Raw genomic sequence first — 21,974 nt, forward strand, 5'->3', positions numbered from 1 at the left:
CACTCAAACTCCCAAGGCTTTGTTGGCCTCATCCTGACTTGCACCCGCCGCTGCCGCCGAGGCCGTGCGTTGACGTTCAAATTCTTTTTCCAGCTGCGACTTGCCCGAGAGATAGGGCTTGGGCCAGTCCAAGCCCACCCGCCCGGTGTAGCCAATGCGGGCAGCCTCGGTCAGCGTCCAGGCCGGATTGGCCAGATGCGGGCGCGCAATCGCGCAGAGATCGGCGCGGCCGGCAGCGATGATGCTGTTGACATGGTCGGCCTCGGAGATGGCACCCACCGCCATGGTGGCGATGCCCACCCGGTTGCGAATGCTCTCCGAGAACGGGGTTTGCCACATGCGGCCGTAGCGCGGTTTCTCTTGCTTGCTGACCTGGCCGGAGGACACATCGATCAAATCGGCCCCGGCCGCCTTGAAGGCCGCCGCCATCTGCACCGCATCTTCCGGCGTGTTGCCGCCCTCCACCCAGTCATGCGCCGAGATGCGCACCGACATCGGCCGTTCCTGTGGCCACAGCGCGCGCATGGCCTTGAAGATTTCCAGCGGGAAGCGCAGGCGGTTTTCCAGCGAACCGCCGTATTCATCGTCGCGACGATTGGTCAAGGGCGAGAGAAAGCTGGAGAGCAAATAGCCATGCGCGCAGTGCAGCTCCAACCAGTCGAATCCTGCACGCGCAGCGCGCTCGGTGGCGGCGCAAAAGTCCGCCAGCACCTGGTCCATCTCGGCGCGGCTCATGGCCCGCGAGGTCTGGCTCACACCCTCCAAATACTGCTGCGGCGAAGCAGAGATCAGCGGCCAGTTGCCCTCGTGCAGCGGCTGGTCGATGCCCTCCCAGCCCAGCCGGGTTGAACCCTTGGCGCCGGAGTGGCCCAGCTGCATGGCGATCTTGGCGCTGCTGTGGCGGTGCACAAAGTCCACGATGCGGCCCCAGGCCTCGCCTTGTTCATCGGTGTAGAGCCCTGGGCAACCCGGGGTGATGCGACCCTCGGCCGAGGGCGCGGTCATCTCCACGAAAACCAGGCCTGCGCCGCCGGCGGCACGCGCGCCCAGGTGCATCAGGTGATAGTCGCCGGGCAGGCCGTCCTGGCAAGAGTACTGAGCCATCGGTGAGACCACCACCCGGTTCTTCAGCGTCAACTCGCGCAGTTTGAAAGGCGTAAACATTGGCGGCACGCCGGCTTGCACGGGCAGACCAGAGCGCGCGGCCAGCCAAGTCTCGAACTGATCGACATAGGCAGCATCGCGCAGGCGCAGGTTTTCATGCGAGATGCGCTGCGAGCGGGTCAGCAGCGAATAGGCAAACTGCTCGGGCGCCAGGCGCGCATGGCGCTCCACGTTCTCGAACCATTCGGTCGAGTTGCGCGCCGCGTTTTGAATGCGCAAGACCTCCACCGAGCGGCTGGCTTGATAGGCAGTCAGCGCTGCGTCCAGATCGCCACCAGCCTGCTCGATGTCGCGTGCCAGGGCAATGGCGTCTTCCAGAGCCAGCTTGGTGCCGGAGCCGATAGAGAAATGTGCGGTGTGGGCGGCGTCGCCCATCAAGACCACCGGCGCGCGGCCGTTGTGATGAACCCAGTTTTTGCAGACCACGCGCGGGAAGCGAATCCACTGCGCCGAACCGCGCAAATGCGCGGCATTGCTGATGAGCTTGTGCCCGTCCAAAACCTTGGCGAAGAGTCGCTCGCAAAAAGCAATGCCCTCTTCCTTGCTCATGGACTCCAGGCCAGCGGCCTGCCACACCGACTCCGGCGTTTCAACAATAAAGGTCGAATGGGTGTCGTCGAACTTGTAGGCATGAGCCTGGAACCAGCCCTGCTCGGTCTTTTGAAAATCAAAGGTAAAGGCGTCGAAGAGCTTGGTCGTACCCAGCCAGACAAAGCGACATTGGCGCAGGTCGATGTCGGGCTGGTAGGTCGCCGCGTATTTGTTGCGGATGCGACTGTTCAAGCCATCGCAGGCGATGATGAGATCGGCGTCCAGGCCTTCGTCATCCACCACATCGCATTCATAGCGCAGATCCACGCCCAGTTCGACGCAGCGCGCTTGCAGAATGTTCAAGAGCTTCATGCGGCCGATGCCGCAGAAGCCATGTCCACCCGAGCGCAGTGTGCGCCCTTGCATATGGACCTCGATATCGTCCCAGTGATTGAAGGCACCCAGGATGGCATCGGCCGTCTTCGCATCGGCTTCGCGCATGGCGCCCAGGGTCTGGTCCGAGAACACCACGCCCCAGCCAAAGGTGTCGCCAGGCTTGTTGCGCTCTAGCACCGTCACTTGATGCGCAGGGTTTTGCTGCTTCATCAAGAGCGCGAAATACAGGCCGGCCGGGCCGCCGCCAATGCAGGTGATGCGCATGCTGGAGTCTCCTCGTTTGCAGCCACTTTAGGTCTTGATAGTTTAGGTGTCAATCAAATTACCCAAGACTCAGCACCCGGAGATTCCCGCAGCAGATTTCAAAAAACAAGCGCTTGCCAAGCCGACGGTGCGATGTTGGAATTAACCGACACCACGCAGGCGCAAGCGTTGTTATGGTCTCGCCCGCTGCGCAAACGCAAGCCCAAGAAAGGCTTTCACCGATGAAAAAACTCTGGGATATTTCCCCGCTGGTCAGCGCTGAGGCGCCGATCTTTCCGGGCGACGAACCCTACCGCCTGAACTGGACGGCCACGCTCTCGCCGAACTGCCCGGTCAATCTGAGTGCCATCACCATGTCGCCCCATGTGGGCGCGCATGCCGATGCGCCGCTGCACTACGCGAACGGTGCACCCAGCAGCGCCGAGGTGGAGTTGGACCCCTATCTCGGGCGCTGCCGGGTGATCCATGCCATCGACTGCGGCCCGCTGATTCAGATTGAGCACTTGCGCCATGCGGCGGCCAATCTGCCGGCGCGCGTCTTGGTGCGCTGCTGCGAGCGCGCCGACACCACCTGGAACCCCGACTTCAGCGCCTTCGCCCCCGAGACCGTGGCCTGGCTGGCCTCAAATGGCGTGAAGCTGATCGGCCTGGATACCCCCTCCGTGGACCCAAGCAGCAGCAAAAGCCTGGACAGCCACCAGCAACTGCTGCGCCTGGACCTGCGCGTGTTGGAGAACCTCGTTTTGGACGGGGTGCCCGAGGGCGACTATGAATTGATTGCGCTGCCGCTGAAGCTGGCTGGCGCTTGCGCATCCCCCGTCCGCGCCGTGTTGCGCGAACTTTGAATTCCCACAGGAGTCCCCCATGACCACAAGACAAGACTGCGATGTGCTGGACCAAGAAGATCCGCTGCGCGAACTAAAGCATCAATTTGATCTGCCGACCGGCACGATTTATCTGGACGGCAATTCGCTCGGCGTGCTGCCACGCGCCACACTGGGCCGCGTGCAGGAAGTGATTCAAAAAGAATGGGGCCAAGACCTCATCAAGAGCTGGAACACCGCCGGCTGGATTGACCTGCCCAGCCGCATTGGCGACAAGATCGCGCGACTGGTGGGCGCGGCGCCCGGCGAGTTGATCGTGGCCGACTCCACCTCGCTGAATTTGTACAAGGTGCTGTCCGCCGCCATCGGCATCAGCCAGCAGCTCTCTCCCGAGCGCAAGCTGATGGTCTCCGAGCGCAGCAACTTTCCCACCGATCTCTACATCGCCGAAAGCCTGGCCCGCCAACATGGCTGGACGCTGAAGCTGGTGGACCATGTGGATGAAATTCCTGCCGCGCTGAATGCCGAGCTGGGCGTGCTGATGCTCACGGAGGTGAACTACCGCACCGGCTATCGCCACGATATGCGTGCGCTGACGGCCGCCACACACGCCGCCGGCGCGCTGGTGATCTGGGACCTGGCCCACTCGGCTGGCGCGGTGCCGGTGGACCTGAAGGGCGCGAACGCCGACTTCGCCATCGGCTGCGGCTACAAGTACCTGAACGGCGGCCCCGGCGCTCCGGCCTTTGTGTGGGCGCACCCGCGCCATGCCGAGCGTTTCTGGCAGCCGCTCTCGGGCTGGCTGGGCCATGCAGCGCCCTTCCAGTTCACTACCGATTACCAACCGGCGGCGGGCATCAAGCGCTATATCTGCGGCACACCGGCCATGCTCTCGTTGGCGGCGCTGGAATGCGGCGTGGACACGGTCTTGGCGGCCGAGCCCTTCGGCGGCATGGCCGCCCTGCGCAAAAAGTCCATCGCACTGACCGAGCTTTTCATTGAGCTGGCCGAGGCCCGCTGCGCCAAGCTGGGCGTGCGCCTGGCCTCGCCGCGCGACGAAACCAAGCGCGGCAGCCAAGTCTGCCTGAGCCTCGATGCGCCACTGCACGAAGCTGGCTATGCCGTCATCCAAGCCTTGATCGCGCGCGGCGTGATCGGCGACTTCCGCGCCGGCGACCCCAGCCGCCTCGCCGAAGTGCCACACATCCTGCGCTTTGGTTTCACCCCGCTCTACATCGGTTTTACCGATGTCTTCGATGCCGTCGAGCATTTGCATCAGGTCCTGAGCCTGAAGGAATGGCAGCGCCCTGAGTTTCAAAAGCAAGGAGCCGTGACATGAGTTGCCCGCACCACACCGAGAACATTGTTCGCGAAGAGAAGGCCCAGCTCGACTTCTCCAAGGACATGAGCTACGGCGACTACTTGCATCTGGACCAAATCCTCAGCGCCCAGCATCCGCTCTCGCCCGAGCACAACGAGATGCTCTTCATCGTGCAGCACCAGACCTCGGAGCTGTGGATGAAGCTGATGCTGCACGAGATGCAGGCGGCTGTGGCTTGCGTGGCGGCGGACCGACTGCCCGAGGCCTTCAAGATGCTGGCACGGGTGTCGCGCATCATGGAACAACTGGTGCATGCCTGGGATGTGCTGGCCACGATGACGCCGCCCGAGTACACCGCCATCCGGCCCTATCTGTCGAACAGCAGCGGTTTTCAAAGCGCGCAGTACCGCCGCATCGAATTCATGCTGGGCAATAAGAACGCGGCCATGCTGAAACCCCATGCGCACCGGCCGGACCTGCTGGCCGATGTGGAGGCCGCCTGGCGCGCACCCTCGCTCTACGACGAGGTCTTGCGCCTGCTGGCGCGGCGCGGCATTGCGGTGCCCGCTGAGGCCCTGGAGCGCGACTGGACGCAAGCGCGCAGCGCCGATGAAGGCGTCAAGGCCGCTTGGCTGGAGGTCTACCGGGACCCGAGCAAGCACTGGGACCTCTATCAGATGGGCGAGGAATTGGTCGATCTGGAGGATGCCTTCCGGCTTTGGCGCTTCCGCCATGTGACCACCGTCGAGCGGGTGATCGGGTTTAAGCGCGGCACCGGCGGCACCTCGGGCGTGGGCTATCTGCGCAAGATGCTGGATGTGGTGCTCTTCCCCGAGTTGTGGGCCCTGCGCACCGAACTCTGAAAAAGCCAGCTGAAATCAGCCAAGTTTTCGCACTGACAGGTCTCGGCCTTGCGATAGAGTCGGACTCCAGGAGCGCCGCCACAACAGAAGCGGATCCTCCTGGCCGAGAAACTCAGGGATTCTTGTCATGCCTGTATCGCTGCGCTGTCTGATTTCAGTCTTGGCTTTGTGGAGCAGTGGTGCAGGAGGCAGTCTCGCCGGAGAGGTGATGCAACGGGTTCAAACGGGACGCACGCTGCAGGTTTGCATCTCACCGGCCTACCACGGCGTCAGCTATCGCAGCCCACGCACCCAAGAACTCAGCGGCATCGATATTGACCTGTCCGCCGCCCTCGCCAAAGACCTGGGCGTCAAACTGCGATACGTCGACTCCAACTATGCCAAGCTGGTGGATGACCTCAACCAGAACCGCTGCGACATTGCCATGTTCGCCATCGGCATCACAGCCGAGCGCCAAAAGCACCTGCGCTTTTCGACGCCTTATCTGCAAAGCGATGTGTACGGCGTCACCACCAAGGCCAACCGCGTGATCAAGTCCTGGGCGGACATCGACAAGCCGGGTATCCGGGTGGCCGTTCCCGCCAGAACCTTCATCGAACCGGTGATGGCGGCATGGCTCAAGCAAGCGGAGTTGGTGGTGCTCCAGGCGCCCCAATCCCGTGAACAGGAGTTGGAGTCCGGCCGGGTGGATGTGTTCATGGCCGACTACCCCTACAGCCGGCACTGGCTGGCGACGGCCGACTGGGCCCGGCTGGTCTCGCCGCCCGCCCCTTTTCACTTGATGCCTTATGCCTATGCAGTCAAGCCCGGTGACGAGGCTTGGCTCACGCGCATCAACGCATTTGTGGCCAAGGTCAAAAAAGATGGGCGCCTGGAAAGCTATGCCAAGCAACACGGCTTGAGTGAAATCTTGCTGCGCAACTGACACCATGCAGCCCAGCGCCCCACAAACCCTGCCCGCCTGGGTCAACCGGAAGATGGCACTTTGGGGGACCGGCTTGCTGGGATTGGCGATGTTGCTGACCGCCTTGAGCTTCATTTGGCTGGAGCACAAGAATCACCTGAGAGCCGAGACCTCTAACAATGACTTGTTTGCGCGGACGCTGGAAAGCCATATCAGCCTGACGCTGAACACCGCCAAGCTGACGCTGCAAGGTTTGGCGCGGTCGGCAGAGGCCAAACCCCAGCCGGATTCGGATGCCGAACTGAGCAGCCGACTAAGCCTGCCCTTAGCAAGCATGCCCTATGTCCGCAGCTTGTCCCTGCTGGACGCCAAAGGCCGGGTGATCGCCAGCAGCAATGCCAGCAATGTGGGCCTCTTGATCCCCCTGCATTTGCTGCAGCAAAAGGAGCAGCAAGCACCCCAAGGCCTGGGCCATTTGATGGTCGGGCGTGACCTGAACCATTTGGCCCAGCAAACCCAAGGCAAGGCAGAAACCGCAGCCCAGGCCAAGCATTTCCTATTGCCGCTGACTTGGGAGGCCCCCGACCCCCAGGGTCCCCAGTACTGGGTTGCGGCCTTAAACCCGGACTATTTCGCCAACTTCTTTGCCTTGCTGATCGGCGAAGGTGAACACCACGCCGCCCTGCTGGGGTTGAATGGCGAGCTGATTTCGAGCACGCAGGCCCTGGAGCTCAAGCCAGGTACCCGACTGAGTGAGCATGCGGCGTTCAAACAAGCCGTGCCCCTGCGTGAGTTTGGCAGCTTCCGCGGCGAAGGCCTGGACCAGCAAGCCAGCATAGGGAGCTACCGCTTGGTTCGAGACCAGCCCTTGGCGCTCATTGTCGAGTTGCCGATGTCCGTCATCTGGTCGCATTGGACGGGCGACCTTCAGTTGGCCGGGCTGGCCTTGTCGACCGGCCTGCTCGTCATTGGCGGATTGGGTGCGATGGCTTGGCGGGCCTTGAGCGCCTATGACAGCGCCCGCCTTCATCTGGAGGCAGCCCTGCGCAACTTGGCAAACCGAGACCGGGAACAAAGCCTGCTGATCAACAATGTGCAGGAATTGATGTTTCACACCGACGCCAAGGGCCTGCTGCAGTTCATCAACCACCCGGAGTTTCTTGGGGTCAGCAATGCCGAGTCATTGATCGGCCTGCCTTTTGAAAGCCTGGTGGATCCGGCTGACCAAGCCCGCGCCAGGGGTTTGTACCGCAGCACCGCGGGCTTCTTGAACCTGCCGGTCACCCTGCGCTTGGCCGCCAAGAAGGGCCGCAAGCGGGTGCTCGAGGTCAGCGTCACACCGATCAAGAATGAAGACGATATGTTGCTCGGCTACGTGGGTTTTGCCCTGGATGTGACCGAGCGCGAGGATGCACGGCTGCGCCTGCAAGCGCAGTTGGAGTTCACGGCCCGGCTGATCGACGTCTGCCCCATCCCCATCTTTGCCAAGGATCTGGCCCTGCGCTTCGTAATGGTCAACCAAGCTTGGACCGACATGACCGGGGTCGAAAAAAACCTGGCGCTGGGCCGCAAGCTCAGCGAACTGCGTCCTGCCGCGCTGGCCGATCCGGTCGAAGCTCGCGACAAACAACTATTGACTCAGGGCGGCAGCGAGCATTTGGAGGTTCAGGATCGCGGGCGCAACTTCCTCACCCACCGCGCGGTTTACCTGGACGCGGCAGGCAAGCCTGCGGGTGTGCTGGCCAGCGCCATCGACATCAGCCGCTTCGTCGAAGCGGAACGCCAGATTGCCGAGGCCCGCGATGCTGCCGAGCGTGCCAACAGCATCAAGACCGAGTTCGTGGCCAATATGAGCCACGAATTACGCACTCCGCTGCAAAGCATCATCGGATTCTCGGAGCTGGGCATCGAGCGCAGCGGCGAGCACGCGCGGCTACAAGACATGTTTGCACTCATCCATAGCTCGGGATTGCGCATGCTAGATCTGGTCAACAACTTGCTCGATCTGTCCAAGCTCGAAAGCACAATCGGCAATCTCTCTCTGAACAAGCAAGACCTGGCACCCTTGGTGAGCGCCGTGGTGAACGAGATGCGGCCCCAGGCCGACAAACAAAACATCCAATTGGACTTGCAGGTCCTGGATCCTGACTTGCTCGCTTCGGTGGATGCCACCCGACTGCAGCAAGCACTGCGCAATGTGATCGACAACGCCCTGCGCTACTCCCCGCCTGCCGGCCAGATCAAGATTCAACTGTTCCGAGATACCAATGGCAGCTGCATCCACGTGATTGACCAAGGCCCGGGGATTCCCGTGGCCGAGTTCGAGAGCATTTTCGAGCCCTTCTCTCAGAGCGCCCTGAACAAAAAATTCTCATCAACAGCCCACGGCCAGGGCAGCAAAGGCGGTACCGGCTTGGGCTTGGCGGTCTGCCGCCGAATCTTGTCAGCGCATGGCGGCAGCATCAGCGCGCGCAACCACGCACAAGGCGGGGCACAGTTCGAGCTGCGCTTGCCCGCGGCCTGATCGCGCGGCAAGAGCACTCGGTTTCTCGCCTCGCCCTACAATTCGAACTCGCCCTACCCGCAACCACAACAAGCGGACTGCAGCGCCGATCCAGCGCCACGCGGACCGCTGGAGACAAGCCATGGATTCCCGCACCTCGACCATCACGCTGCGTATCGAACAACTGCGTGATGCGATGAAAACCCAGGGCGTCAACGCCTGCCTGGTGCCGTCCGCCGACCCCCATCTGTCCGAGTATCTGCCCGAGCGCTGGCAAGCCCGGCAATGGCTCTCCGGCTTCACCGGATCGGTCGGAACCCTGGTCGTCACCCTCGATCGGGCCGCTGTTTTCGCTGACAGCCGCTACTGGACACAAGCCGAGGCGGAGTTGGCCGGCACCGGCATTGAGCTGCAGAAAATCCCCACCGCGGCTGCGACCCACTACATCGACTGGATCGGCAGCCAGTTGCAGGCCGGCCAGACTCTGGCCATCGACGGCCAAGTACTGGGTTTGGGCTTGGCCCAGCAATTGCGCAGTGCCATGCAGCGCTTTGGCATCGTCATGCGCACCGATGTCGATCTGATAGACCTGATTTGGCCTGATCGTCCGGGCCTCCCCACCGGAAAGATCTACGAGCATCTGCCCCCTCAGGCCACGGTGTCACGGGCCGAAAAAATGGCCGATGTGCGCGCCGCGATGGGGCGCCACGGTGCCAGCCACCATTTCATCTCCAGCGTGGATGACAGCGCCTGGCTGTTCAATCTGCGCGGTGCCGATGTCAGCTACAACCCGGTGTTCATGGCGCACACGCTGCTCAGCCGCGACAGTGCCACCCTGTTTGTGGCCGACGGCAAGATTGACCAAGCACTGAAGGCGCGTTTGGCCGAGGACGGTGTAACGATTGCTCCTTACACCGCCGCTGCCGCTGCCTTGGCAGCACTGCCGGCCCAGTCCTACGTCTTGATGGATCCGCGCCGCGTGACCCTCGGCTTGCGTGAGGCCGTTCCCGGCCACGCCACAGTCTTGGAGGCCATCAACCCCAGCACCCTGGCCAAGAGCCGCAAGACCGCCGCTGAAGCCGCATTTGTGCGCGAAGCGATGGCGCAGGACGGCGCCGCCATGTGCGAGTTCTATGCCTGGTTTGAGCAAGCCCTGGGCAAAGAACGCTTGACCGAGCTGAGCGTGGATGAGCATCTGAGCGCAGCCCGCGCGCGCCGCCCCGGCTTTGTGGGCCTGAGCTTCCCCACCATTGCCGGCTTCAACGCCAACGGTGCCATGCCGCATTACCGCGCCACGGCCGAGTCTCATGCAGTCATCGAAGGCAATGGCCTGCTGCTGATCGACTCCGGCGCGCAGTACCTGGGCGGCACCACCGACATCACCCGCGTCTGGCCCATCGGCGAAGTCTCTGCCGAACAAAAACGCGACTACACCCTGGTGCTGAAGGGCACGCTGGCCTTGTCGCGCGCCTGCTACCCACGCGGTACGCTGGGCCCGATGCTGGATGCGCTGGCGCGCGCACCCATGTGGGAGCATGGCCTGGATTTCGGTCATGGCACTGGGCATGGCGTGGGCTACTTCATGAATGTGCACGAAGGCCCGCAGAACATTTCCAAAGGCCTGCCCGATGCCAATATGGCGATGGAAATCGGCATGATCACCTCCATCGAGCCGGGCATCTACCGCCCTGGCAAATGGGGGGTTCGCATCGAAAACCTGGTGCTCAATGTGCCGCTCGAGACGCCTGAGAAAGGCCAGTTCGGTGACATGCTCGCCTTTGAAACCTTGACCTTGTGCCCGATCGATACCCGCTGTATCGACAAGGAACTGCTGGGTGCCGACAACATCGCTTGGCTGAACCGCTACCACGCACATGTCCGCACCAAGCTGTCGCCCTTGCTGAACGGCGCAGCCTTGGCCTGGCTTGAAACCCGCACGCAAGCCATCTGAAGACCGGCGCCAACACTCGCAGCCCAAGCGCCAAGGCTTGCGTCAAGAAGCGCGGTGGATCCGCGCTTTTTTTATTGGCCAAGCCCCTGGAAGATCAGACCGGCAGCGCATAGAGTTTCAAGGCATGGTCTTGTTTCATGCGCCAAGGAGAAGCTCATGTCCAGTCACAAGATTCACACCTTTTCCGAATCTGGCCTGCATTCAGCGCTTTTGATTGCCCTGTTTGTGGTCCTGCTGATCGGCCTCGTCGATGCCTTGTTCTTCACCCCCGAGGGCGGCACCCCAGTGCTGTGGCGCTTGGAGCCCGTCGTGATCACAGGTCAGGCGCAAACGGGGCGCTGAAACGGGGCGCCAAAGCCGAGCAAAGACGCGAACCACTGACCCATCACATCTGCCGGAACAAGTGCAAATAACTGCGGCTGACCGGCAGCACCTCGCTGCGCCCCTTCAGGTGCACATCCGCGGTTTCATTGGGGCCACGGGTGACATGACTGATGGCATGCAGGTTCACCACCACCGAACGGTGGACCTGCACAAAAGACGCGGGATCCATCTGCTCGAGCAACTCACGGATGGGCGTTCGAATCAGCGCCTCGCCCTCGCGCCAGGCCACCAAGGTGTATTTCTCATCCGACCGCAGATAAAGTATCTCCTCAACCGGAATCAACTTGAGCGCCGCGCCCACTGACGCTCGGATCCAGCGCAGATAGGGCTTGCCGGGCTGCGTCTGACCCGCATCAATCCCCGCTCCGGTTCTTGCGTTCGATGGGACTGACGTTTGTCCGAGGCGCTCCAGCAGTTTGCTCAGCACCGCCTCCATCGTTTCACCCGCCAAACCCGCACCCTGTTTGCGACGCTCGGCCCATCGAGCCTTCAGTCGCTCGACCGTTTCTGTCAGTCGAAGCTCATCCAGCGGCTTGATCAAGTAGTCCACCGCCCCTTGGTCAAAAGCCTGCACCGCATATTGCTCATAAGCGGTCACAAAGACCAAATGCGCTCGACGTGCCAGTTGGCGCCCCACCTCAATGCCGCTCAAACCAGGCATGTGAATGTCCAGAAACACAAACTCAGGCTGAAGCTCCTCATACATCTCGAGCGCCTCGCGCCCATTGCGTGCCTGTCCCAGCACGAGCAATTCAGGCCAAGCGACAGCCAGAGCGCGCACCAAGCTGTCGCGCAACAGGGGCTCGTCATCGGCAATCAAAGCGGTGGGGGCAGCACCGCCCGTCTGAATGGTTAGGTCCTGAGTGCTCATGCTGTTGGGATTCGGCCTGATGAATTCACACTATGGGTCGGCGCTTGATTGGGCGAAGCCTCAAGAAGCCGGTGGCGTCAAGTCATGCGCTAAAAAACAGATTTCAGCGCAAAGCCCATGAGGGGAATTTTCGCTCAAACCCAAACGAGCAGCGGCCCCGTAGAAGACCTTCAGTCGTTCGCTCAAGTTACGCAGTCCTGTGCCTGTACCCGCACTCTGCGTCATGCCAACGCCACTGTCGCTGACCCATAAGCGCACCGACTGATCTTTGGGATTCAACTCGCCGCCCACATCAATGCGCCCCCCCTCTTCACTCGGATCAATGCCATGCCGAACCGCGTTCTCCACCAGAGTCAGCAAAGCCATGGGCGGAAACCTCAATGCCAGCAACTCACTTGGCACCTCGATTCGGAAATCAAGCCGATCCGGCATGCGCAAATGCATCAATTCCAGATAGGCGCGCACCAGGTGAAGTTCGTCGCCCAAATTGGCGGACTCATTCTGAAGCCGCGGCATCGCCGCACGCAGGTAGGCAATCAGGCTGCGCAACACTGGCGCCGCTTGCGGAGAGCCGGTCTCAACCAAGGCCCGAACATTGGCCAATGTATTGAACAAAAAATGCGGCTCGATTTGCGCCTGCAACAGCCGCAAACGGCCATCCAATGCCTGGCGCTCCAATTCACTGCGTTCCAACTCGAAACGCAGGGCTTCATTGCGGGCTTCTGCATCACGCTGCCGATACAGGGCGCCCATCGCCAGCAATGGCGCCACCAGCAGGCCGGAGCCTGCAATCCACATGAATCCCATCACGCGACCCGGGCTGCGAAGCAAGGACTCGATATCCCCTCCCACCGCAACCAAATAGACCACCAGAGTCGCGACAGGCACAGCGACCACCACCACAACCACTTGCAGCAGCCAGCGCGCCAGCCAAACGGGCAAACGGCGCGGCCATTGGCCCGCTGCAGAAAACGCCATCAGCCCGAGCAAACCCACAAACAAGGTGCGCCCCAGGAGCACCGGCAAAGGGGTCGCGAAAATCGGACTCAGCAACAAGGCGCCAAGCGTTGCCAAACCCAGCGCCAGACCCAGGCGTTGCGGAGTCAAGTACGCCATAAACCCTTGCCATGCTTGGGCGTGGCTCACTTCGGGAGCGATCAATGAGGGCGAGGAAGGTGAAGCGGGGTCTTTAAGCATGTGCGCAGCGTAGCCGCCCTGCGCATTCGCTCGCAAGGTCTACAGCGCGCAGAAGCGACGAGTCACGGTTTTCTGGCCTCAGGCAGCGAAGCGTGTGCGCGGAAGAACTCGCAGCACGGAACACTTTTGAACAACGGCCAGGATCAAGGGCTATGCGCGAGCGCCAAGCCGACACATCACCACATCACGCCCGGCATTCAAGGCGAACTGCAGCGCCTCGCGCGGTGTTGACCAGCAAAAACCTCCGGCCAAGCTTTCATCACGAAACGCTTCCTGCCTGGGCTGCCCACCACCCACGCGCATCACCACCACGGCCGCGACATAGCCGTAGCTATTCATGCGATCAATGGCTCCCGCGTAGATCCGGTAGTCGCCCGTGTCAACCTCTTCAAAATACATGGTCAGCTCCCGCACCCAACTGCGTCTTGCAAAAGCCGCACTTTGGTCGAGAAACACCGAAAACAGAACACCCCCTAATTGGGGCATTCGCGTGATGGCCCAAGCACCAACAAGCTCAGGGCCTCTCACGCACCGCACCACACCCCACGCGACTTCGGCAGGTCTTGCACCCTGAAAACGGCGACGTGCAGCGCTTTCTGGAACGTTGGCAAAGGGCGCTGGTGACGACGGGCGCCCTCTTCGAAGAGAGCGCCCGCCTACTCAAACAGGGCGGCGCGGCCCCGACAGGTTCAGTGCCGCCGAGCCGCCTTTCGAGCCCGGGCGGAGTGCCGGAAGAAACCGGCATTCAACTCAGGGCACGAAATCCAGCTCAAAGGCCTGCGGCGCCTTGTCCTTGGCCGCCTGCAACTGCACCCGGACCCGGATGGGCTTGGCCAGATCGGGTGGCACCAAACCGGCAAATTGACGCTTGTCGGCGTCGTAGTGCAGCCAGGCAGGCAAGTCGACGCCATCGGCCACTTGCAGCTTTTCAAGGCCGGCGGGTGTTTGGCCCAGCAAGGCGGCCACATCACTGACAAAGCGCTGCCCGGCCTGCAACTTCACCGACCAGGCGGTTTGCAGGCGGCTGCCATCTTGCGCCAGAGGCGGTGGTGCAAACCCTTGAGCAGCCTCCGTTTGTGACCAGGCCGGAGCACTGACTGAGGCAGCCAGCGGGCGCGAAGCGCCGATGTGCGTAGACAGATTGCCCGAGTTCTCGGCTTGGGTCGTGCCCCCCACCAAGCGTGCGAACTGCTCAGGAGGCAGCAGCTTGGCCGTGGTCAGATAGCCAGAGCCCAGGCCCAGCACCTCTTGCGGCGGCAGGCTGGCCAGCGTCACGCCGGTTTGCATGAAGGCAAAGGGCAGGCCGCCCAGGCGGCTCAGGTCCAGCGTCGGGTTGTCGTCATAAATCAGCCAACGACCCGCATCGGCCTGAACCGCTTGCGCGCCTGCGCGGTTGCGGAAGGCTTGGGACGCGGCGAGAACAACCGTTTGTTGGGAGACCGCTGTGCTGCGCACAGCGGCATCCAGACCCAGATCACCCTCTGCACGGATGTAGACCTCACCGCCGGCCTGCACGCCCTTGGTATTGCCCACCTCGGCCACGTTCAGGCTCTGCGCATTCTCCAGCGCGAAAGCGCCTTCGGTACGCGCGGCCACACTGGCCAGCCGGTTGGCCTGGCGCAGTTCCACCGCCTCGGCACCCGTGGCCTGGACGCGCAGTTTGTCGGCGTTCAAGACGCCTCCGGTCTGGCGGATGCCGCCGCCCTGCACTTCCAGGTTAAGCGCGCCCTTGCCTGCCAGAAGCTGATCGCTCAATGTCAGGCCGCCGGTGGCCTTGATCAACTGATCCTTGTTGCCCGCCGCAGTGTTGACCACGCCGACCGTCAAGGCCTGCGCATTCGCAAAAGACAGCGCGCCGTCGGCGAGCACCGCGCTGAGCGTGCCCACGCGGTTGGCTTGCTGCAAATCAGCATGGCCCGCGCCTTGCACCGCCAGATTGAGCTTGCCGGCCTTCACGAGGCCCGCAGTCTGGGTGATGCCGCCAGCGGCACTTTCCAGATTCACCGCGCCGCTGCCGGCGTTGACGGCATCGCTCAGGGTCAAACGACCGGCACTGACGATGCGCTGATCCTTGTTGGCTGCCGAGGTATCGATGGCCGCCAGTTTCAGCTCAGCCGCATTGCGGAAGCTGAGGCTGCCACCGGCCACATTGGCCGCCAGCGTACCGACGCGGTTGGCCTGCTGCAGATCCGCATCACCACTGCCCTGAGCACGCAGGTTCAACTGGCCGGCCTGGACACTGCCCGCCGTTTGGGCGATGCCGCCGCTGGTGCTTTCCAGGCTAATGCTGCCACTGCCGGCTTGAATCTGCTCGGTCAGCGTCAGCTTGCCGCCGGAGCGGATGCGCTGCGCCTTATTGCCTGCTGCCGTGTCCACCGTGGCCAGGGTCAAGACCCCGGCATTGACGAAGTCCAGATCGCCGGCATTGAGCTTGGCGCTGAGCGTGCCCACCGCATTGGCCTGTTGCAGATCGACATTGCCGCTGCCCTCGGCCGTCAGCTTCAATTGCGCCGCAGACACGCTGCCGCCGGTCTGGCTGATGCCGCCATTGCTGGCCAGCAACTCAACCGTTCCCTTGCCGGCCTTCAAGCCTTGGGCCAGAGTCAGCGCACCGCTACTCTGAATGCGTTGGTCTGCATTGGCCGCGCTGGTGTCCAGGCCGGCCAGGCTCACGCCGGCATCGGCACCGACATTGCGCGCCAGCGCCGCAATCGTCAAGGCTTGGGCATTGTTGAATGCCAGCTTGCCGCCGTTGACTTGCCCGGCCAAGTTGGCGACCTTATTGGCCTGCTGCAGCGTCACATCACCGCTGCCTGCGCTCAGGATGCGCAGCTTGTCGGCGCTGATCACACCTCCGCTTTGCTGGATGCCGCCGTTGGCAACTTCCATGCTGAGGGTGGCGCTGCCGGCGCTCAGGGCTTGCGTCAGAGTCAGCTTGCCGGCGCTCTTGATCAATTGCTCGCCATTGCCGGCCGCGGTATCCACACCGGCCACGGCCACGCCAGCGCCCTGACCCACGCTGCGGGTCAAGCTGCCCACGCTGAGGGCTTGGGCATTGTTGAAGGCCAATGTGCCGCCCTGCACCTTGGCGGCCAGCACATTGACGGCATTGGCCTTTTGCAGATCCACCGCACCGCTGCCACCGGCCAGCAAGCGCAGGCTGTCGGCGCTGATCACACCACCGGTCTGCTGGATGCCGCCGTTAGCGGCCTCCAGATTGACCATGGCGGTGCCGGCTGCGAGGCCTTGCTCCAGGCTCAGCTTGCCTGCACTCTTGATCAGCTGCTGCTGGTTGCCTGCGGCGGTGTTGACGCCGGCAATCGTTGCATCGCTGCTCGGCGCACCGAGGCCGCGGGTGACGCTGCCCACTGTCAAGGCGGCCGCGTTATTGATGGCCAAGGTGCCGTTTTGCACCCGTGCCGCCAACACACCCACCGTATTGGCGTTCTGCAGATCCACTGCGCCGCTGCCTTCGGCCAGCACACGCAGTTTGTCCGCCTGAATGACGCCGCCGACTTGGGCAATGCCGCCGGTCGCGCTCTCCAGATTCACCACGCCACGGCCTGCTGCCAGGTTCTGGCTCAGCGTCAAAGCGCCGCCGGTCTTGATCAGCTGGTCTTTGCCGGTCGCAGCACTTTGGATACCCGCCGTGCTGCCGGCCAGGCCACCCAAGGCCACCGTCACGCTGCCGAGTTCCAAAGCGTCGGCGTCGCGGTAGGCAATACTGCCATCCGCGGCCGAAGCCGCCAGCACGCGAACACGGTTGCCCGCTTGCTGCAGGTCGATGGCACCGCTGCCCGTTGCCAGCACGCGCAGGCGGTCGGCGCTCAGGCTGCCGCCACTTTGCTGCACACCTACGGCGGCTTCCAAGCTCAGCACTGCTGAGCCGGCGCTGATGGACTGATCCAGCCCGATGCGGCCTTGCGCCGTGCGCAGGGTGATGTCCTGGTTATTGGTACTCACACCTTGCAGTGGCCCGCCCGCAAGCGCATTGCCTGCGGCCGTGCCCACGCTGCTGACTTGCAGCGCTGCATTGTTCAGCACATTGACACTGCCGCCAGCGCTGGCGGCGGCCAGCTTGCCGATGAGGTTGGCAGGCGTGGCGCCCGCGCCCAGATCAAGCGTGATGGCGCCACTGGCCTTGGCCGCCAGGCCGCCGACCTTGACCGCCTGGGTCTGGGTGATCGTGCCGTTATTGGCTTGCAGCCAGGCATTGCCGCTGACGTTGACGCCGTCCACCTGGCGCCCGCCGATATCGCTGATGCTGTCGATGACGAGGCCGTCTTTGGCCACGAAGGTGAAGTCCTTCGGTGCACCCGTCATATTCACGGCGAGCACGCCCACCGCGTTGTCATTGCTGAGGTCGGAGTGGTCCTGGGCGGACACCTGCAAACGCCCGGCCGTGATGATGGGGGCCGTGGTTTCGGGGCCGTTGGCCACGCGCAAGGTGTTGACCCCGCCCGTAGTGGCGCTCAAGCTCACGCTGGCGCTACCGGCATTGACACTATTGGCCAGCACCAGATTGCCGTTGGCCACGTCGACACGCACGCCACGGGCAGCGCTGCTCGTGTCAATGCCCGCCAAGGTGCTGCCAGCGGCCGTCGTGCCCACCGCGCCGATGGTCAAAGCCTGGCCGTTGAGCAGCTTGAATTCACCGTTGGTGCTGCGAGCGGCCACGGTGCCCACCCGGTTCGGGGCCACGCCATTGCGCTGCAGGTCCAGGGCGATATCGCCTTGGGCTTGCAGGCCGAGCTTGCTGGCTTGCACCGCCTCGGTTTGGTTGATGCCGCCGGTCTGGCTCTCCAACCAGGCCGTGCCGCTCACGTTGACGCCGCTGACTGCTGCCACATTGATGGACGGCGTGGCAGCCACGGTTTCCAGCGTCAGCGCCCCCTGATTCTTGAAGCTCAAGTCCTGGTTGCTGCCGTTAACGCGCACCGCCAGGCCGCGAACGGTGTTCGCATTCATCAGGCTGCCGCCGTTGAGCGACTGCACCGCCAGTTGATCGGCGCTGACGATGGCGCTGCCGGTCTCATTGACGGCACCGGCCAAGGCCTGCAAGCTCACCCGCCCTTGGCCTACTTGAATGGATTGATCCAGGCTCAGATTGCCGGCACTGGTGCTCAAGCTCACGGCCTTGTCGTTGATGGTGCTCAGGCCCAGGGCCGGGCCATTGGCGACGCCATAACTGGTCGAACCCACGCTGCCGACGTTGAGCGCCTGAGCATTGTTGAAAGCGACCTGCCCGTCCAGGCCATTGCCGGCCAAGGTGCCGACCAAATTGGGGCCGGTGAGTACAAAGTCACCCTTGCCGATCAGCTGCAGCTTGTCCACGCTGAGCAGGCCGGCGCCGGTCGCACCCTGGTCCACGCGCAGCGAGGCCGTCCGCTTGTCGGCATTGGCCACGCCGCTGGCACCCTGCACCGTCAGTGCGGCATTGAGTTGCACCTTGCCGCCGCTGCCCTGCATGGCCAAATTCAGGTTGTCGCGCACGGTCGTTGCCGCGTCCACCGTCAGCGTGCCTTTGCCGGCCACCGGGGTCTCGGCCGCGCCGCCCACGGTGACGTGGCTGAAGCCGCCTTGGAAGATGGCATTGCTGCCACTGAACCAGCTGCTGGACAGGCCCAAGGCGCTGCCCCAGCCATTGCTGTCCGCGCTGCCGAGCAGGATGTCGCGGTTGTCCGTCCAGGTGCGCAGGCGCAGCTCACCGCTGCTGGCCGCCTTCAGGCGTGCCGAGCTGCTGTTGGTGAGGAAGAGGCTGTCGGCCACCAGGTCAATATTGCCGGTCGCGCTGCCGCCATCCAGGCGGCCCAGCCACATGGCATTGCCTGCGGCGAACACGCCGTAGCTGCCCATCTTGCCGCCGGCCACGCCGCCGATCAGGATGCTGCCGCTGTCCGACAGCACGCGGGTGTTGAGCGTGTCCAGGCGCACGCCATGGTTCTGGTCGGACACATAGTCGTTGCCACCACCGCCCTTGCCGATCACGCGGATATTGCCGGCCGCGGTTTTCACCAAGGCGCCTTGCGAGATGATCACGCCGTCATAGCGGGAGCCGGAGGTGACATTGCTGCCGACGCCGCTGGCATCGCCTTGAATGCTGATGGCGCCATTGCCGCTGGCCAGCAGCGACACCTGCGAGGAGCTGCCTTCACCGATCAAGACGGCATCTTTATTGCCGGCACTGGAGGCTTGGTTCACCGCGCCCTGAATGCTCAGGGAACCACTGCCACTGTCCAGGGTGCTGAGGCCGAAAACATGCACGCCGGCGCCGCCAGCCAAGCTGTCCGGCGCACGGCCGTTCAAGCTGATGTTGCCGCCCTTGGAGGCGATTTGGCTGTTGAAGATCTGGATGCCGTCGGTATTGCCATCCGGGTCATTGGCCGTGCCCACCGCCGCGCCATTGGCCGCCGTGCCACTGCCGCCCAGCTGCAAGGCGCCGCCATTGGTCTTGAGGGTGGCGTTGTTGAGATGAATCGCGCCACCACCGGCCGCGTCGGCCTGGTAAGACTTGAGGTTCAGCGTCAGCGCGCTGGCGCCGGCATTGGCTTCGCCGTCAATGCTGCGGTTCTTGATCTTGATGGAGCGATCGGCCGTGATGGTCAAGGTGCGCGCCGTGGCGTCCTTGACACCAATGTCAAAGGTTTCCTGCTTGTAGTCGGCATAACCCGTCACGCCGTTGACCGTGCCGCCGGTGACGCGGATATCGGTGGTCGCAGCTCCCAGCACCAGCTTGGGCATGCCCAAGGCGGAGGAAGCCGTCAGCACATCACCGGAGGTGGCGCGCAGATTGACTTCAGCCGCATTGAGCGCCACTTCGGTGGGCCCGGCCAGTACCAGCTTGCCCAGCGGCGCCGCCGCCGTGCCCACGCTATCGCCCAGGGTGATGGCGCCCGGCACAGTGCCGGTGCTGTCGAGAGTCAGGCCTTGCGGCACCAGGCTGCCGATGCCGGTGACCACGCCAGACCTGATCTTGCCCTGGAAATCGATCAAGCCGCCCGTGCCTACATAGGTCGAACCGCTTTGCGCACCCTGGCTGCTGATGTTGACCCCCAAGGTCGAGGACGCCAGGGTCACATCCTTGTGAAAGACGATATCGCCGGAGGCGCCGGAGCTCACGCCCAACAGCTTGGTCGAAATTGGCGCCGAGCTGGCCAGGGTGGTGTCCTTGTAGAAGTGCACATTGCCGCCATTGGTCGCCAGTTGGCCGGCCAGGTTGACACTGCCTCCGCCCACGGTGCTGCAAGCCCCGGTGGCGCTGCCACAGAAGTCGATATTGAGCTTGCCGACCAGGGATGAAATGGCCTTGCCGCTGGCCAGGGTGATCACCCCATCGGCCTTGAACTGCAGCGTGGCATCCGGGCCGGTGGTCTTGGACAGGTCATCGTTGACATTGATGGTGTCCGTGGCCTGCACCTGCACATTACCGCCGCCATTGAGCTGGGCCTCGTAGGTCGCCTTATTGCTGCTGTCGATGGTCAAGGAGCTGGGGTCCAGCAACCAAGTGCCGCCGGCACCGGTTTGCACCCGGCCGCCCACATCGAGCTGGCCACGGCTGGAGGTTTCGATGAAGCCGCCCTTGGCCCCCCCCGCACCCTTGGCGCTGATCTGGCCGGCCAAGCTGCTGCGCTCGGCAGACCACACCACCACTTGGCCGCCCTGCCCGCTGCTCAGCGCATCGGCCGCCACCACACTGTTTGTACTCAAGCCAATCGTGCCGGCTTCGCGCACGCTGGCGTCTTTGCCCTGCACGCCGCCGCCGAGCAGCACCGTGCCGCCGCCCTGCTGGCCGGAGGCATCCACACGCCCGTCCACCGCCACTTTCGCAGCCGTGGCGACGATCTTGCCGCCGCTCAGGCCTTGACCGCCTTGCGCCAAGGTCTGGCCTTGCAACTCGACGCGACCGCGGCCGCCGTCCAGCCAAATCTCGCCATTGCGCTGCTGCAAGCTGTCTGCGCGCACCGTGCCGCTTTGGTTGATCGCCGCGGCCAGTCCGGGTGCGGCCGCCTGCGCGCTCATCAGCACGCGCCCGCCGTCGGCCAAGATCGCACCGCTGTTGTCAATGCGGGCACGAGTCGACGCATCCAGCTGAACCGACACCAAGCCCTGGGCATCCAGCTGCAATTTGGCGCCACTGCCGGCCAGCAGGCCCACCTGGCCTTGCGCCGCCTCGATGCGGCCGCTGTTCTCAATTTCAGGGCCGACCAGCACCACATAACGGCCTTGAACCTGACCCTCATTGCGGATCAGGCCAGCCTGTGCGGCATCGATGGCGCTGCCACCGAACTGGTAGTTGCCACTCAGGAAGTCTTTGTCTGCCATCGGCAGCGAGGACACCATCAAGCCACCGACATCGACCCGCGCCGTGTTGCCAAAGACCACGCCTTGCGGGTTGATCAGGAAGACCTGCCCATTGCTGCTGAGCTTGCCCATGATTTGCGAGGCATCGCCCGCCAGCACGCGGTTCAGCGCCACCGAGGCGCTGCCCGGCTGCTGGAACACCACGGCGGCCTGACTGCCCACATTGAAGCTTTGCCAGTTCGTGATCAGCTTGGGGCTGTTTTGCTGCACCAGCATTTGCTGGCCGGCTTGCGAGATCACCGCCTGGCCAGCGACCACCTGGCCACCCACAGGCAAGGCGTTAGGGGCTGGCGGCGCGGCCTGGGCCGACATCAGCAACAGCGGCTGGAAGGCCAGGGACACGGCCACCGACAAACCGCTCAGCGGATAAGGGAAACAGGCCAACGCCTTGCGGCCGGCCATTTGCGTGGGGTGAGAATTCTTGCTCATTGCTCTTGTCT

General features: G+C 63.4%; 12 protein-coding genes. 7 read left to right on the top strand and 5 right to left on the bottom strand.

From position 1 onward, the window contains the following. Positions 1-3: 3 nt before the first annotated feature. The gene (locus ACOVRJ_RS21180) at positions 4-2,355 is read right to left on the bottom strand and encodes a bifunctional salicylyl-CoA 5-hydroxylase/oxidoreductase (RefSeq protein WP_422045802.1); all 2,352 of its coding nucleotides are present in this window, start codon (positions 2,353-2,355) and stop codon (positions 4-6) included. Between the two features lie 221 nt (positions 2,356-2,576). On the opposite strand from ACOVRJ_RS21180, the gene kynB reads away from it, so the two are divergent. From kynB to ACOVRJ_RS21215, 7 genes are all read left to right on the top strand, one after another. Beyond that, entirely contained in the window at positions 2,577-3,200 is a 624-nt protein-coding gene (kynB, locus tag ACOVRJ_RS21185) for an arylformamidase (RefSeq protein ID WP_422045803.1), read from the top strand. Between the two features lie 19 nt (positions 3,201-3,219). Beyond that, entirely contained in the window at positions 3,220-4,518 is a 1,299-nt protein-coding gene (kynU, locus tag ACOVRJ_RS21190; protein ID WP_422045804.1) for a kynureninase, read from the top strand. After that, positions 4,515-5,363 (top strand): tryptophan 2,3-dioxygenase, encoded by an 849-nt coding sequence (kynA, locus tag ACOVRJ_RS21195; protein WP_422045805.1) that lies wholly within the window; start codon positions 4,515-4,517, stop codon positions 5,361-5,363. The genes kynU and kynA overlap by 4 nt, the downstream gene beginning before the upstream one ends. 127 nt (positions 5,364-5,490) lie before the next feature. Then, a complete protein-coding gene (locus tag ACOVRJ_RS21200; RefSeq protein WP_422045806.1) occupies positions 5,491-6,288 on the top strand; it encodes a substrate-binding periplasmic protein in 798 nt (265 codons plus the stop codon). 4 nt (positions 6,289-6,292) lie between these two features. Continuing rightward, positions 6,293-8,791: an ATP-binding protein gene (locus ACOVRJ_RS21205; RefSeq protein ID WP_422045807.1), complete on the top strand. Its 2,499-nt coding sequence runs from the start codon at positions 6,293-6,295 to the stop codon at positions 8,789-8,791. A 121-nt stretch (positions 8,792-8,912) separates the two neighbouring features. Then, positions 8,913-10,721, top strand: coding sequence for an aminopeptidase P family protein (locus ACOVRJ_RS21210; RefSeq protein WP_422045808.1), 1,809 nt, complete (start codon positions 8,913-8,915; stop codon positions 10,719-10,721). Between the two features lie 156 nt (positions 10,722-10,877). Beyond that, positions 10,878-11,063 carry a hypothetical protein gene (locus ACOVRJ_RS21215; protein ID WP_422045809.1) on the top strand — a complete coding sequence of 62 codons (186 nt, stop codon included), beginning with the start codon at positions 10,878-10,880 and terminating at the stop codon, positions 11,061-11,063. A gap of 43 nt (positions 11,064-11,106) precedes the next feature. Here ACOVRJ_RS21215 and ACOVRJ_RS21220 read toward each other — a convergent pair whose 3' ends face one another. The 4 genes from ACOVRJ_RS21220 to ACOVRJ_RS21235 form a co-directional block, all read right to left on the bottom strand. Next, entirely contained in the window at positions 11,107-11,976 is an 870-nt protein-coding gene (locus tag ACOVRJ_RS21220; RefSeq protein ID WP_422045810.1) for a LytR/AlgR family response regulator transcription factor, read from the bottom strand. 60 nt (positions 11,977-12,036) lie between these two features. After that, positions 12,037-13,092: a sensor histidine kinase gene (locus tag ACOVRJ_RS21225; RefSeq protein WP_422045811.1), complete on the bottom strand. Its 1,056-nt coding sequence runs from the start codon at positions 13,090-13,092 to the stop codon at positions 12,037-12,039. Between the two features lie 231 nt (positions 13,093-13,323). Continuing rightward, positions 13,324-13,659: a hypothetical protein gene (locus ACOVRJ_RS21230; protein ID WP_422045812.1), complete on the bottom strand. Its 336-nt coding sequence runs from the start codon at positions 13,657-13,659 to the stop codon at positions 13,324-13,326. A gap of 264 nt (positions 13,660-13,923) precedes the next feature. Continuing rightward, complete coding sequence (locus tag ACOVRJ_RS21235; protein WP_422045813.1) at positions 13,924-21,963, bottom strand: filamentous hemagglutinin N-terminal domain-containing protein; 8,040 nt, start codon at positions 21,961-21,963, stop codon at positions 13,924-13,926. Positions 21,964-21,974: the final 11 nt, after the last annotated feature.

Source organism: Roseateles sp., from assembly GCF_049240545.1.
In the GTDB taxonomy this organism is placed as follows: domain Bacteria; phylum Pseudomonadota; class Gammaproteobacteria; order Burkholderiales; family Burkholderiaceae_C; genus Paucibacter_A.